The sequence below is a fragment of the Micromonospora sp. CB01531 genome (assembly GCF_001905095.1).
Taxonomy (GTDB): Bacteria; Actinomycetota; Actinomycetes; order Mycobacteriales; family Micromonosporaceae; genus Micromonospora.
Genome location: NZ_LWLS01000024.1, coordinates 142,217 through 156,114 on the forward strand (window position 1 = coordinate 142,217; position 13,898 = coordinate 156,114).

General features: G+C 70.9%; 14 protein-coding genes and 1 riboswitch. Of the genes, 7 read left to right on the plus strand and 7 right to left on the minus strand.

The genetic code is table 11. The annotated features are described in order from the left end of the window. Positions 1-56 precede the first annotated feature (56 nt). Complete coding sequence (locus A6A27_RS05890) at positions 57-590, minus strand: 2TM domain-containing protein (protein WP_073833514.1); 534 nt, start codon at positions 588-590, stop codon at positions 57-59. A gap of 66 nt (positions 591-656) precedes the next feature. Between A6A27_RS05890 and A6A27_RS05895 the strand changes: the two genes are divergently transcribed. Together A6A27_RS05895 and A6A27_RS05900 are read left to right on the plus strand one after the other, a co-directional pair. Continuing rightward, the gene (locus tag A6A27_RS05895; RefSeq protein WP_073833515.1) at positions 657-1,259 is read left to right on the plus strand and encodes a TetR/AcrR family transcriptional regulator; all 603 of its coding nucleotides are present in this window, start codon (positions 657-659) and stop codon (positions 1,257-1,259) included. Between the two features lie 97 nt (positions 1,260-1,356). Beyond that, on the plus strand, positions 1,357-2,160 hold the full coding sequence (locus tag A6A27_RS05900; RefSeq protein WP_073833516.1) for a DUF4253 domain-containing protein: 804 nt from the start codon (positions 1,357-1,359) through the stop codon (positions 2,158-2,160). 104 nt (positions 2,161-2,264) lie between these two features. Here the strand turns inward: A6A27_RS05900 and A6A27_RS05905 are convergent, their stop codons facing one another. The 3 genes from A6A27_RS05905 to A6A27_RS05915 are packed head-to-tail and all read right to left on the minus strand — an operon-like array spanning position 2,265 to position 4,455. Further along, the gene (locus tag A6A27_RS05905) at positions 2,265-2,894 is read right to left on the minus strand and encodes a lysoplasmalogenase (RefSeq protein WP_241825093.1); all 630 of its coding nucleotides are present in this window, start codon (positions 2,892-2,894) and stop codon (positions 2,265-2,267) included. A gap of 11 nt (positions 2,895-2,905) precedes the next feature. Next, positions 2,906-3,733, minus strand: coding sequence for a sterol desaturase family protein (locus A6A27_RS05910; RefSeq protein WP_073833518.1), 828 nt, complete (start codon positions 3,731-3,733; stop codon positions 2,906-2,908). Beyond that, on the minus strand, positions 3,730-4,455 hold the full coding sequence (locus A6A27_RS05915; protein WP_073833519.1) for a FadR/GntR family transcriptional regulator: 726 nt from the start codon (positions 4,453-4,455) through the stop codon (positions 3,730-3,732). Before A6A27_RS05915 ends, A6A27_RS05910 begins: the two co-directional genes overlap by 4 nt. A 91-nt stretch (positions 4,456-4,546) precedes the next feature. Here A6A27_RS05915 and A6A27_RS05920 point away from each other — a divergent pair, with 91 nt between their 5' ends. Together A6A27_RS05920 and htpG are read left to right on the plus strand one after the other, a co-directional pair. Continuing rightward, positions 4,547-5,767 carry a DUF6236 family protein gene (locus A6A27_RS05920; protein ID WP_143193902.1) on the plus strand — a complete coding sequence of 407 codons (1,221 nt, stop codon included), beginning with the start codon at positions 4,547-4,549 and terminating at the stop codon, positions 5,765-5,767. 92 nt (positions 5,768-5,859) lie between these two features. Beyond that, positions 5,860-7,752 (plus strand): molecular chaperone HtpG, encoded by a 1,893-nt coding sequence (htpG, locus tag A6A27_RS05925; RefSeq protein WP_073833521.1) that lies wholly within the window; start codon positions 5,860-5,862, stop codon positions 7,750-7,752. 48 nt (positions 7,753-7,800) lie between these two features. Here the strand turns inward: htpG and A6A27_RS05930 are convergent, their stop codons facing one another. The 3 genes from A6A27_RS05930 to A6A27_RS05940 all read right to left on the minus strand — a co-directional run bounded on the left by A6A27_RS05930 (position 7,801) and on the right by A6A27_RS05940 (position 10,899). Continuing rightward, the gene (locus A6A27_RS05930) at positions 7,801-8,160 is read right to left on the minus strand and encodes a hypothetical protein (protein WP_073833522.1); all 360 of its coding nucleotides are present in this window, start codon (positions 8,158-8,160) and stop codon (positions 7,801-7,803) included. A 40-nt stretch (positions 8,161-8,200) separates the two neighbouring features. Continuing rightward, positions 8,201-9,220 carry a hypothetical protein gene (locus A6A27_RS05935; RefSeq protein WP_073833523.1) on the minus strand — a complete coding sequence of 340 codons (1,020 nt, stop codon included), beginning with the start codon at positions 9,218-9,220 and terminating at the stop codon, positions 8,201-8,203. A gap of 110 nt (positions 9,221-9,330) precedes the next feature. After that, positions 9,331-10,899: an LLM class flavin-dependent oxidoreductase gene (locus A6A27_RS05940; protein ID WP_073833524.1), complete on the minus strand. Its 1,569-nt coding sequence runs from the start codon at positions 10,897-10,899 to the stop codon at positions 9,331-9,333. Between the two features lie 33 nt (positions 10,900-10,932). On the opposite strand from A6A27_RS05940, the gene A6A27_RS42910 reads away from it, so the two are divergent. The 3 genes from A6A27_RS42910 (at position 10,933) to A6A27_RS05955 (ending at position 12,885) form a co-directional block, all read left to right on the plus strand. Then, positions 10,933-11,280 (plus strand): glycoside hydrolase family 3 C-terminal domain-containing protein, encoded by a 348-nt coding sequence (locus tag A6A27_RS42910; protein ID WP_158073950.1) that lies wholly within the window; start codon positions 10,933-10,935, stop codon positions 11,278-11,280. A 143-nt stretch (positions 11,281-11,423) separates the two neighbouring features. Further along, positions 11,424-11,598: riboswitch (cyclic di-AMP (ydaO/yuaA leader) on the plus strand. Continuing rightward, on the plus strand, positions 11,597-12,250 hold the full coding sequence (locus tag A6A27_RS05950) for a LysM peptidoglycan-binding domain-containing protein (RefSeq protein ID WP_073833525.1): 654 nt from the start codon (positions 11,597-11,599) through the stop codon (positions 12,248-12,250). Its footprint overlaps the riboswitch before it by 2 nt. Before the next feature lie 173 nt (positions 12,251-12,423). Further along, a complete protein-coding gene (locus A6A27_RS05955; protein WP_073833526.1) occupies positions 12,424-12,885 on the plus strand; it encodes a YbaB/EbfC family nucleoid-associated protein in 462 nt (153 codons plus the stop codon). Positions 12,886-13,898 lie beyond the last annotated feature (1,013 nt).

The following is a 13,898-nucleotide window of genomic DNA, read 5'->3' on the forward strand; positions in this document are numbered from 1 at the left end:
CGGTCACGGCGCCTTGCCGCGTCGCTCTCGGTCGCGGCCAGCCAGCCCGATCAAGGTCAGGATTTCGCCTTGCGGGGCGCAAGCGTGTAGCTGAAGGAGATCAGGAAATCGATGATCAGTACGATGCCCCACCCGCCCATCGGCCCCCACATCGCCGCTACCCGCGTGCCGTCCCCGACGAGCAGGGTGAAGAGCCCCATGATGGCTGCGGCGATCGCGTACGCCAGGAGATGGCGCAGCCACTGCCGCCGCTCATGGGCGGCGTGCTCGAGTCCGGTCTTCCGCGGCCGCTTCGGGTTGGGTCCGCCGGCGAACCGGTGCGCGAACCGCTCGTCGGCCCAGCGGAGCATCTGGCCGCCGAAGGCGACCGAGACTCCGAGGTAGATCGCGGCGAGGCCGTGTGCGGTGTCGGCTTCCGCGCCGCCGCGCAGGTCGAGGACGGAGGCGGCCAGCAGCAGCACGTCAACGAGGGGTACGCAGATCAGCAGAACGGTGCTGAGCTGCCGGGCGCGCAGCAGATAGCGAGCCGCGAGGCCGAGCAGGAGCAGGATCCAGAACGCGATCTCGCAGGCGATGATCAACGCCAGCATGGAACCCCCGTTTTATCGCACGGTCGTGTCATTTCGTTTTTTACACGGTCGTGCGAGAATCAGCAAGTGCCGAAGATCGTCAACCACGACCAGCGCCGCCGCGAGCTGGCCGCCGCCGTCTGGCAGGTCATCGCCCGCGACGGTGTGGAGGGAATCTCCATCCGATCGGTCGCTGCCGCCTCGGGGTGGTCCTCCGGCGCGCTGCGTCACTACTTCTCCACCCGCGCCGACCTGCTCGCCTTCGCCTGCGAGCAGGTCATCGATCAGGTGACCGAGCGGATCCAGGGACTGCGGCACACCGGCGACCCGGTCAAGACGGTCCGCGCCATCCTGTTGGAGACCATGCCGGTCGACGAGACGCGCCGCACCGAGAGCTCGATCGCCTTCGCCTTTCTCGCCCTCGGCCTCGGCGACCCCGAGCTCGCCCGGGTGCAACGCCGCCATTTCACCGGCATGTACGAGCTGTGCCTGCGGCTCGTCCAGGACCTCGCCGAGCGCGACGCGCTGGCGCAGACCGGGCAGGACGCCGAGACGCTGGCCCGCCGCATGCACGCGGTCGTCGACGGGCTAACCGTGCACGCCCTCGCCGGTCACCTCACCGCCGAGGAGATGGTCACGCAGCTCGACGCGTACCTCGCCGACCTCACGGGCGTCGAACGCACCGAATAGGCCGGCGAGCCGATGACGCCCCTGCGCGATCGTGTACTGAGGTTGGAGCAGTGATACTCGCTCGGCCCAGGGTGGCAAGCTCCGTACTCTCCTGCGTGTGAAGACGCTACTCCGCTCGTTGGACGGGATCGAGTTCGCCGAGACGGCGGCCGGTGTGCCGCTGGTCAGCGGGACCTTTCCGGAGGGCGAACACGACCGGGTCTGGCGGGCGTTGCGGGCCGAGCATCCCCGGACGGGTCTCTGGCCGGTGCTGGGCTGGACGGCCAGCACCGCGGCCGAAGGGACGTACAGCTGGTGCCGGCGGCACCAGGGGCCCGCCTGGCTGGACGCCCTCTGCGAGGTCGACCCGGCGGAGCGGATGGCGCTGCTCATCCGGTCCAAGCGGGAGTGGCGGCTTGGCGACGAGGATTCCACTGACTCGCAGATGGTGGCATGGCAGGAGGAAACCCGGGCCGAGTTCGACCCGGTGCGGGTCGCCGAAGCGATCGCTCCGCTGACGGACACCCCGCCCGGGATTCGGCGACAGACGGGTTCGTACCCGCCCACGGAGGTGCTGCTGGTGCCGGCGGCGGCCGGCCACGAGGTGCTCGCCCTGGTGCCGGGACTCATGGCGATCATGAACAACTGGAACGGGGGCCCCTCGCACCCCGACCTGCATTACGCCGACCACGTGTATGTGCTCCGGCACTGGGAGAAGGCGTGGGGCGCCGAGCTATACCACCCCGGCTTCGACAACCTGGAGCTGGCCGTCACCCGCCCGCCGCGCGACCCGCTCACCGTCGCGACCTGCGCCGTCGAGCAGTTGTCCTACTGCGACGACCTGGAGCAGATTCTCGGAGACGTGTACGACGTCGCCCGCCAGCAGGCACCAGCCGACCACTGGTCGTTCTGGTGGGACTGACCCTCCCGGCGGTGGCTGCTGTTTCATCCGAGACCGACGCCAGGTCCGGAAGCTGGCGGTATCGGGTCGGCGCGGATACCGTCACCTCCACGACCTGGAGTGGATCAAGTCAGGGCTGGCGCGACCGGTGACGGGTGGCGGTCGCCGGTGGTCAGAGCCGCCGCCCAGGCGGTGGTGATGAGCAGCAGCGCGGCGATGTAGGACGCCATCACCAGGAGACCGTGCCCGGCCAGGTGGACGCCGGCCGCCTCCAGCCCGATCAGCAGGTCCGAGCCGAGGAAGAGCGCCCCGCCGACCGCCACCCGCCGGGACACCCCGGTCGCGGCGGCGGCCATCAGGGACAGCGCCAAGCTGTAACCGAGCACCGGCAGCCGTAACGGCCCCAGCGCACCCCAGAGCAGGGCGTTGGCGACCGCCCAGACCGCCACGTACCCCAGGACCGCCGGGGCCGGCGGCCGGCGGTGCCGGACGAACGAGGTGAGGAACGCGAGCTGGGTGACCAGGAAGCAGCCCATGCCCGCCAGGAACGCGGGCTGTCCCTCCAGCAGCAGGGCCACGTCCCCGGCGGTGGCAAAGACCAGGCCAACGGCGACGCCGTCGATCCGCCGCCGGACAGACCAGAGGTACGCCAGCAGCAGCGGGGCCAGCAGCGGTTTGGCCAGCCACTGGGTCGCGGTGGAGTCGAGCGCGACGCCGACCAGCTCGACCGCGGCGACGGCCCCGAACAGGGGCAAGCAGGGGCGCCTCACCGGGCCGGCTGCCAGCCGGGCCGGCCGAAGACGTAGCCGAGACGGTCCCGCCAGGTACGGGCGGCCCGGGCGTCGGCCCAGATCGCGGCGAACTCGTGCGTGGCCACCCGCAGCGGGTTGTACGTGTTGATGTTCTTGGTGAGCCCGTACCGGACGGCGGCCTGTTCCGGCTCGAAGGTGCCGAAGAGTCGGTCCCAGACGATCAGGATGCCGGCGTAGTTGCGGTCCAGGTACTCGGCGTTGGCACCGTGGTGGACCCGGTGGTGTGACGGGGTGTTGAAGACCAGCTCGATCGGCCGGGGCAGCACGTTGATCCGCTCGGTGTGCAGGAAGAACTGGTAGAGCAGACTGATCGACTGCTGCAGGAAGATCATCCACGGCGGGATGCCGAGCAGCGCCAGGGGCAGCCAGAACGGCAGCGACGTCATCGGCGTCCAGCTCTGCCGCAGCGCGGTGGAGAGGTTGAAGTGGACGCTGGAGTGGTGGACCACGTGGCTGGCCCAGAACACGCGTACCTCGTGGTGCAGCCGATGAAACGAGTAGTAGGCCAGGTCGTCGGCGAAGAACAGCAGCACCCAGGTCCACCAGCTGGCGGGGGAGAGGTGGATCGGCGAGACCAGCCACAGCGCCGCGTAGACGCCGGCGGTGACCAGCTTCCACGGCACGCCGATCAGCACGCTGCCCAGACCCATCGACAGGCTGGTGGTTGTGTCGCGCAGCTCGTAGCCGCGTTCGTCGTCGTCGGGCAGGAACCGGTAGGAGACCGCTTCGATGATGATCAGCAGCAGGAACGCCGGGACGGCGTAGAGCACGGCGGGGATCATGCTCGGGCTTCCCTTCCGGACGGGGTGGTGGGGGTGGTGACCGGGGCGGTCAGCAGGGCCCGGGCATGCCGCGCGGCGGCCGCGCCCTGGCAGGCCGCGATGGCAGCGGCGAGCCGGCGGTGGCCGGCGACGTCGAGCAGTTCGGCGGCCCGGCCGTCCAGCGGCACGTCGTCCACGGCAAGCGCGCCCGCCACCAGGCTGTTGAAGGCCAGCAGGTAGGCGGTGTTGCCGGAGCCGGTGACGATCAGCCGCCACATAGCGATGTCGGCGTCGTGCATCCGGGGCAGGTCGGGGGCGAGTGCCGCGTACTCCTCGGCGGCCCGGACCACCGCGGCGGTGACCGCCGGATCGCCGCGCTCGGCGCAGAGCCGGGCCGCGTCGATCCCGACGCAGGCCCGCATCTCCAGCATGTCGCGGACCAGCGTCTCGACCGGGAGTACGTCGCCCGACCGGGCCAGCGAGAGCGCCAGGTCCAGCCCGGCGTGCACCCGCCAGTCGAGCACCCGGGTCGCGCCGCCCTGGCTGACCCGGAGCAGGCCGAGCTGCTGGAGCCGGCGCAGCGCCTCCCGGACGGCGTGTCGGTTGACCTCGAACGCGGCGGCCAGCTCGCGCTCGCCCGGCAGGGTCTCCCCGGGCTGGTAACGGCCGCTGACGATGGCGTCGCGGAGCTGGCCGAAGACGTGGTCGGAGACCGAGGCGCGGGGTACGGGGGCGAAGGCCATGGCGGCAGTGTGGTCCCCGACACCTCAACCCGTCAACTGGTTGGACCAGATGGTCTTCGCCATACGGGCATCGTTGTTCGACAATGGAGCGGTGAGCGACATCGCCCTCTACCACCCGTACGTTGACTTCCGCGACGAGGCGTGGCTGAAGGGCGCGGTCCTCTACTGGCCGAAGATCGCCCGGATGCTCCCCGACACCATTTGGAACTGGTCCGACTCTGACCTGGTGCGACAGCTCCGGGACGAGCTTGACTGCATCGTCGACGTACGTCTTCGGCAGCGCGACTACGGCGGACCGCTCGAGCGGGCCGAACAACTCTTCTTCCGGTTCCTCGATCTGCACGAGGAGGAACTGCTTCCCCGATATGGCGTCCGACGCCTCGGGATCGATCCGATCGTCCGGGACCGAGCCGACACCGGGCGCCTGGCGCCGCGCGATCCCCGCCTGGCGCCGGTGATGCCCGGCAAGATGCTGTGGTCCCTGGCGGACCGGTTGGCCGACAGCGGCCTACTGGTCCGGCTCGAGGACGTGCGCGCGGACGGCCGGCGCGAGTCGCTGCGCCACCTGTGCCTGCACCGTGACCTCGCGACGCTCTATCTCGCGGTGCTCGCCGACGCCGTGGCCTCGGAGAACCGGATGGCGATGGTGACCGACCTGCCGGTGACCCTGGCGACGAGCGGCGGGTGGACCACCGACTCGATGGCCGCCGTCCTGCTGGACGATGTGGAACCGGCCGCGTTCGCCCGCCCCGAGCCCGCCCAGGCCTTCGCCGTCCTCGCGCTGGCGGTCGCCGTGCCGAAAGACCTGCGAGACGTGCCGATCCGGCGAATCATCAAGGCCCGCCGGAAACTTCAGCCGCAGCTGCTCGCCTACCGCGCCTACCTCGACTCGCTGGCACCCGCCCTCGCCGAGCTGAGCGCGGTGCCGGACCCGGCCGTCCGGGCCGCCCACCTCGAGGTGATGGTCGAACGGGAGATCGGCGGCCGGATCGACGCCACCGCCCGGCAGCTGTCGAAGCTCGGCCTGGAACCGGTCCGCGCGCTGCTCACCACGCAGGCGCTGGTCCCGCCGGCGGCCCTCGCCGCACTCGGCAGCGCGTTGGACCTGCCGCCCGTGGTGACCGGATCGGGGGCGGTCGCGGCCACGGTCGTCAGTGCGACGGCCACCATGATGGGCGGGCGGGAGCAGCTCCGGGAGGCCCACCCGACCGGCTACCTGCTGGGGCTGCGCCGGGAGCTCGGGGCCAGCCACGCGGTGGCCGCGGTGCGGGCCGCGTACCGCCGGGCGGCGGGGACGGGCCGCCGCGGGTGACGGTCGGTGCGTCGAGGCGACCCGACGGTGCCGCGGCCGTCACACCTCGTATCCTGTCCGCCGGAAGGCCCGCGACATGGAAGGGAGTCGGTGTGAGCGACCGGGTCGAGACGTTGGAGTTCCAGGCCGAGGCCCGTCAGCTGCTCCAGCTGATGGTGCACTCGATCTACTCGAACAAGGACGTCTTCCTGCGCGAACTTATCTCGAACGCCTCTGACGCGCTGGACAAGCTGCGGCTGGAGTCGCTGGTCGACAAGGACCTGGCGGTCGACACCGCCGACCTGCACATCGAGCTCGAGGTCGACCGGGAAGCTCGCACGCTGACCGTGCGGGACAACGGCGTCGGCATGTCCCGCGACGAGGTGATCGGGCTGATCGGCACCATCGCCAAGTCCGGCACCGCCGAGCTGCTGCGCAAGCTGCGCGAGTCCCAGGACGCCGCCGCCTCCCAGGAGCTGATCGGCCAGTTCGGGGTCGGCTTCTACGCCACCTTCATGGTGGCCGACAAGGTCACCCTGCTGACCCGGCGGGCCGGGCAGAGCGGGGGCACCCGCTGGGAGTCGACTGGCGAGGGCAGCTACTCGGTCGAGTCGGTCGACGACGCGCCGCAGGGCACCTCGGTCACGCTGCACCTCAAGCCCGCCGACGCCGAGGACAACCTGCACGACTACACCGCCGAGTGGACCATCCGGGAGATCGTCAAGCGATACTCGGACTTCATCGCCTGGCCGATCCGGATGACCGTCGAGCGGTCGGGTGAGGACGGCGCGACCACCCGCGAGGAGCAGACCCTCAACTCGATGAAGGCGCTCTGGGCCCGCTCCCGGGACGAGGTGGACGAGGCCGAGTACAAGGAGTTCTACCGGCACGTCGCCCACGACTGGGCCGACCCCCTCGAAACCATCCACATGCGCGGCGAGGGCACCTTCGAGTACGAGGCGCTGCTCTTCCTGCCCTCGCACGCCCCGCTCGACCTGTTCTCCCCGCAGGGCCGCCGCGGCGTGCAGCTCTACGTCAAGCGTGTCTTCATCATGGACGACTGCGACGCGCTGATGCCCAACTACCTGCGCTTCGTCAAGGGCGTGGTGGACGCGCACGACCTGTCGCTCAACATCTCCCGGGAGATTCTCCAGCAGGACCGGCAGATCCGGGCCGTCCGCCGCCGCCTGGTCAAGAAGGTCCTCGCCACCCTCAAGGACCTTTCCGCCGAGTCCTACCGCACCTTCTGGACCGAGTTCGGCGCGGTGGTCAAGGAGGGGCTGCTCGAGGACCCGGACAACACCGAGGCGCTCCTCGACCTGGTCCGGGCCGCCAGCACCAACGATCCGGCCGAACTGACCACGCTGCGCGACTACGTCGAGCGGATGAAGGACGGCCAGACCGAGATCTACTATGCCACCGGCGAGTCTCGGGTCACCATCGAGAACTCGCCGCACCTGGAGGCGTTCCGCGCCAAGGGCTTCGAGGTGCTGATCCTCACCGACCCGGTGGACGAGGTGTGGGTCGAGCGGGTCGGCCAGTACGACGGGAAGACCCTGCGCTCGGTCGCCAAGGGCCAGGTCGACCTGGAGACCGACGAGGAGAAGGAGAAGGCCGAGGCCGAGCGGCAGGAGTACGCCGACCTGCTCACCTGGATGAGCGGCGCGCTGGCCGACAGCGTCAAGGAGGTCCGGCTCTCCTCGCGGCTGACCACCTCGCCCGCCTGCGTCGTCGGCGACGCCCACGACATGACGCCGACGCTGGAGAAGATGTACCGGGCGATGGGGCAGGAGGTGCCCCGGGTCAAGCGGATCCTGGAACTCAACCCGACCCACCCGCTGGTCACCGGGCTGCGCAAGGCCCACGAGCAGGGCGGCGACCAGAGCGCCCTGACCGACACCGCCGAGCTGCTCTACGGGATGGCGCTGCTCGCCGAGGGCGGAGAGCTGGCCGACCCGGCCCGGTTCACCCGGATCCTCGCCGACCGGCTGGCCCGCACCCTTTAGGACCGCCGCCTCCGTCGGCCGCGGCAGCCACGCCGCGGCCGACGGCGGTTACGCCCGGGTGAGCCGAGCCAGGTGCTCCGACTCCTGCGCCGACGGCTCAACCGGTCGGCTCCCGAGCAGCCGCCAGCGGGACGTCCTCCCGTCCGGGCCGACCAGTTCGCCGCGCGCCAGCGCGCGGTCGATGTCCTGCCGCACCCGCTCCTCGAGATGCGGTTCGGTGGCGAAGAGGATGCGCAGGCGTACCTCGTCGCCGGACCGCTCCTCGCTCGTGTGATGCGGCGCGACTGGGCAGGGCGGCTCGTGGTCCCAGCGACCGCACAGAACGGTGGTGATCGCCGCCCCGGGCGCGCGCGAGTCGTCGTCCGGCGCCATGTCGAGGACGGCCTGATGGGCGAACCCCTGCCGCATGACGCCATTGTGCCCCAGGGCGCCCGGGTCGTCGGCGCCCTTACGGTGTCGGCGTCTGGGTGGCCGCGGTGAGGGCCGCGGCGAGGGCTGCCGCGCGGTCCTTGCCGATCGCGGCCACGATCGCGGCGGCGGCGTCGGCCGGGGACTGCCCGCCGAGTGCCTGAACGGTCGCCGCCGCGATCGCGGCGGCGGTCGGTGCGGCATGGGTGGTCTGGTAGAGGTCGTTGAGCACGTTGAGCGTCGACATGCCGGCGGGGATGCCGCCACCGATGTACTGCCAGGGCAGTGCGCGCATCTTCGCGGCGACGGCCGGGTCGGACAGGATCGCGGAGAATTCGGCGGGGGTCATGGTGTCGTCCTTCGTCAACAGGGCCCGCAGCTGGGCGAGCGTGCCACGGTATGCGTTGCAGTCGGTCTGTCCGGACGCGCCGGGGCAGGCGACGGTCGACCCGTACTGCCAGATCGACGGGGTCACCCCGCCGTACGCGGCCCAGCCCGGGCCGCCGTCCCCACCGCCTTGCGCGTAGACGGCAGCGGGCGCGCCGGTGGGGTTGCTGCCGTAGTCGCTGGCGACCAGTGGTGCGTTGAGCGGCCGGAGGTCGGGCCGGCCGAGATTCCCGTCCCAGTTCCACCTCGGCAGGTAGATCGCCAGCACGCGCTGATCGACGGCGTGCCAGCGGTCCACGAACCGGCGTACGTCGTCGAAGCGCGGCCACAGTCCGTTGGCGACCAGCTCCGGGTAACGCTCGACGTCGAGCATCGCCCACACCGCCCCGATCCCGTCGAGGGTGCTCCGCAGATAGTCGACCTGCCGGTTGGTGCTGGCCTGATCGCCTCTGATCAGGTTGTGGTAGCCACCGATCACGTCGAAGCCGGCGCCGGCCGCACCACGCGCCATCTCGGCGACGTGCGGGCTGGGCGGGTGGAAGCCCTGCGGGTCGCCGTAGCTGGCGCGCAGGCACAGGACGGGTGAGGTGGCCCGGCGAACCGCCGCCCAGTCGAACTCGCCCTTGACGCGGTCCCAGTCGTGGTAAGACAGGTCGGCATAGATCACAGCCATTGCCATCACCTCTGCGGCCCACCGTAGCTCGACCCACTTGACCTGCGCGAATGCGAAGATTAGTCGGTGAAATGGGGGCGTTCGGTGGCTGGCGGAGCGGCCGCCGACGGTCAGACCTGGCCGGCGTAGAAGCCGTGCCGGGCGAGCGGCTCGACGATGTTCTGCTCCTCGTATGACAGGTGCGACAGCAGGGTGTCGGTGAGGATGTCCACGGCCTTCTGGACCTCGGTGAAGTCGCCCGGATTGCGGATCAGGTCGACCAGGGCCCGGTCCACGCCCTCCACCACGTCGTGGATCACCACGTGCTCCGCTTCCAACCGGTCGAGCACCGGGGTCAGCCCCGGATCGGCACGCCGCAGGTGCGGGAAGATCGAATTGTCCTCCAGCCCGTGGTGCTGGGTGACCACCGTGCAGTACGCGGCGCAGTACGCCCCCAGCGTCCAGTTGTTCTGCCGCATGGTCATCTGGTTGAGCACGGCCCGGGCGGCGCCGGCGGAGACCACCCCTCGTTTGACCTGTTCGAGCAGGTCGCGCACCTGCGCCAGCTCCTGACGCAGGTGGTCGTGCACGTCGACGAGGTGCGCGCCGACGGCCTGCGCGTGCGGGGTGTAGACGTGCCCGGCCGGCGCCGGCGGGGCGACCGGGCGGGTGGACTCGTCCCAGAGCTGGTGGTCGGTCAGGCGTACGCCCGGATCGGGGGTGGGGGCGACCGTGAGCGCGGTGGCGCCCCCGGCCTCGACCGCCTCGCGCGCTTCCTCGCCGGCCCTGGGCCGGGTGCCCGGCTCGGCACGCTCGGCGGCGACCAGCTCCCGCACCGCGGGCGCGACCTCCCGCGCGAAGAGTTGGATGGCGGTGGGGTCGTCGGCGCCGAGGATGAAGGTGGCGATGCCGTGGTCCAGCACCAGCCCGGCCAGCTCCTCCACCCACTGCTCCGGCGGCCCGCTGAGGAAGCCGGCGGACGACCGGGTGAACTGGCCGCTGACGTTCAACAGCCGCCGCACCGACCGGGGATCCCGCCCGGCGGCCTCGGCCTCCTCGTCGATCAGCGCGTTCATCCCCGGCAGCTCGTCCGGCCCCTTCGACAGGTACGCCAGCGACGGCAGCCAGCCGTCCGCCGCGCGCCCCACCAGCCGCAGCATCCGGGGCTTGTACGCGCCGACCCAGATCTCCACCGGGTGGGCCGGCGCCGGCCCCCGCTTCGCCCCGACCACCCGGTGGTACGTGCCCTCGACCCGGACCATGCCGCGCCGCTCGACGTCCCACACCTCGCGGATCACCCGGATCGCCTCGTCGAGCGCGTCGACCGCCTGCCCGGGGGACAGCCGCCGACCGCCGACCGCCTCGATCGCCTCCCAGAACGCGCCCGCGCCGAGGCCCAGCTCGACCCGGCCGCCGGTGAGCAGGTCCAGGCTGGCCACACTGCGTGCCAGCACCACCGGTTGGCGCAGCGGCAGGTTGAGCACGTTGCCGGCCAGCCGGATCCGACTGGTCGCGGCCGCGAGATACGACATCAGCGTCCAGGTGTCCAGGAAACCCGGCTGGTACGGGTGGTCCTGGAAGGTGACCAGGTCCAGGTTGACCTGCTCGCAGAGCTTGGCGAGCGCCACCACCTGCTCGAACTGGCCGGCGGTGGGGGTGAGGAAGCCGCCGAAGGCCAGCTCGTGTCTGTAGTCAGTCATGTTCCTCCGCCTGCGCACCCGGGCCCGGCGACCGTGCCGGACCTCGCCACCGTAGTCGGTGCCGGATCGGCGCGCGTCCGCTCCCGCAACCGCAAGGATTCTTCGCACAGGGCGGCGATTGTAGTGGTGCTGATCAATATCTTGCTGGCCTGTCACTGTCCTCAAGGGAGTTCGGCTTCTCCGGTTTCGTCGTGTCCGGCTGGAACGGCATCGACCAGATCGACGGCAGCGCTGGCCGGCGCCGCCGACGTCCTCTTCGGCGGGTACGCGCCGACCGGCAAACTGCCGATGACCTGGATGAACTCCGTCGGCCAGCAGCCCATCAACGCCGGCGACGGGCAGGTTCCGCTCTTTCCGCAGGCATTCGGCCTGACGTACTGAATGGCCGCTTGTAAGGCACCTGTGGACGCCGCGCAACTCGAACGGTGTGGCCTTCGCTCGGCCGGGTGAAGAACTTCACAAGAAGTGGGCGATCATCCGAAACCGTCCCTAATGTCGACTGCGTTCGCGATCGCGGACACCACGGGCCGGTAACGCCTAATCCCGCCGCCGGCCCGTCGGTACCTGGACCTCAGGCGGGAGCGGGGGACCCACATGTTCCTCGGTGCTCGACACCTCGGGGTGAAGCCGCCCATCCGGCGGCCGGGCTCCTCGGCCCGAACCCGACAGCTCACCTCGTCGGCGTGGAGGAACCCACATGTCAACTGAACACGTCGCACGTCACCGACGCACCACGCAGCGTCGCTTCGCCGTCGGGGCGCTCGTCGTCGGCGCCGCCACCGGCGCCGCCGCCATCCTCGGGCCGGCCGCCCCGGCCAGCGCATCCAGCGTGAACTGGGACGCCATCGCCCAGTGCGAGTCCGGCGGAAACTGGCACATCAACACCGGCAACGGCTACTACGGTGGCCTCCAGTTCTCGAAGAGCACCTGGAACGGCTACGGCGGCCAGAAGTACGCCAGCCGCGCCGACCTGGCCAGCCGCAGCGAGCAGATCGCCGTCGCCGAGAAGGTCCTCGACGGGCAGGGCATCGGCGCCTGGCCGGTCTGCGGCAAGAAGGGCGGCTCGACCAAGCACTACTCCACCAAGGACTCGGGCGCCACGAAGTCGCACAAGAAGGTGACCAAGGACCGGTCGTCCCGCGGCGACCAGCCGGCGACCCGCAGCCACCGGCGTACCGCGCCGGCGTCGGGCGGCGCGACCTACACGGTCCGGTCGGGTGACTCGCTGTCGCTGATCGCGGAGGCGAACCACCTCGCCGGCGGCTGGCAGGCGCTCTACGAGCGCAACAAGCGCGTGGTCGGCGACAACCCGGGCCTGATCTTCCCAGGCCAGCACCTTCGCCTGCGCTGACACTCCTGGCAGGTGGGGCGCCCCACACTGCGCGCTGATACACGGAAAGAGTGGCCCTCCCCGCCCGGGAAGGCCACTTTTTCGTGATCGGGGCCCCGGGTGCTCGCGGTGTCCCGGTCGGGGGCGGTTGCTATCGTCGCGGTGCTCCGGAAAGACGTGAAGAAGGCGCGGATATGACCAACGACTCGTTCTCCGCGGCCGCAAGCCTCGACGAGCTGCTCACCAGGACGCAGCAGGCGCTGTCGGCCATGCGCTCGCGGGCGGCCGAGCACCCCGACGGCGACCCGGGCGAGCTGCTCCGCGCCGAGGGCGCGGCGGCCGGCGGTCGGGTCCGGGCCGTGGTGGTTCAGGGTGGCCGGCTGGAGTCGGTGACGGTGGACCCGGAGCTGGCCGGTGACGGGATGGAGGCGGTCTGCGGGCACGTCGTGCTGGCCGTCAACGCCGCCCTCGCCGCCCTCGACGCCCAGGTCAGCGCCTCGGCTCGGGCCGACGTTGACGCCCTGGCCGCGCGGCTCGGCGGCATCGAGGAGCAGTCGGTACGGCAGATGGAGCTGTTCAGCCGGGCGGTGGACGACGTGATGGCCCGCCTCAGCCGCGTCCCTGACGCGGGGACGCGGGCGGGCCGCCCGAGCTGAGGCAGGCCGGCCGCGGCCGCGCCGGAGAGCGCGGCGAGGCGGGTTGAGAGCTTTAGGGTTAGCTCCTGTTCCGAGGCGCGCAGCATGGAGCCCGGTGGGGACACGCGGCGCGGGGTAGCGATGAGGCGGGACGACGGTCGATCCCGGAGCTGCCGGCGTGGCCCCGGTTCGACGGATCGACCGTCCGAGCCGCCGGGGGCGGCGACTCGCTGGAGCACAATCACACGGCCGTGGGCGCAGATCAATGGGTGACCGCGGCAACCGGGTCGGTCGATCACCGCGCCGGCTGCGGAAATCGGGAAGCCATGCGCTTCTATGGCCCCTGATCAGGGCGAACACCCTCCGGAGTGGGCGGGCCCGCCCGACTGGCGGGGATTGCCGCTCCATGCGGATGGCGCACGTTCACCCGTCGGTCGACCTGGCGATCGAGCCCCGCCGGAACCCGGCCCACCGGTGCACCGTCAGCGCCTCTGTCGCCGTGCGGTGAGACCCGGGAGGGTTGCGGTAGGAATCTACCGACCACTTTCGTCTGCCGTGAAGAAAAGTAGTCCGTGAGCCGACGAAAGCTATGGACAGCCTGAGAGGAAGTTAGTACTGTCGGGCACCATCAATATGTTTCGTCGAGATGAACTACCGGCACAGTAGTTCTCGACCGTGGCCTTCAGACGGCGCAACCCGTCGGAGGGTCATGACCGGCCAGCGACGGCCACCCCGGGTCAACGCCGCACCACGGCGACCTGGCGCAGGCATGCGCCCAGGATCGACCGACGTCCGTCCGTACCCGACACGACCAGATCAGCTCCGACGCGCGACCCTGCCCGGCGCCGCGTGCGAACCGGCTCGCCGCTGACACCGGGATCAACCAACCATCCATATAGGACGACCGTGGCCGCCGGCCACGGCCGGGGACCCCGCGCGGCCAGGGAGGGGCCGACGGGCTGCGAGCACCCGAAGAAGCACCTCTGACGACACCTGATACCGACGGGCCGACGCACGTTCCGCCCGGTTGTTCC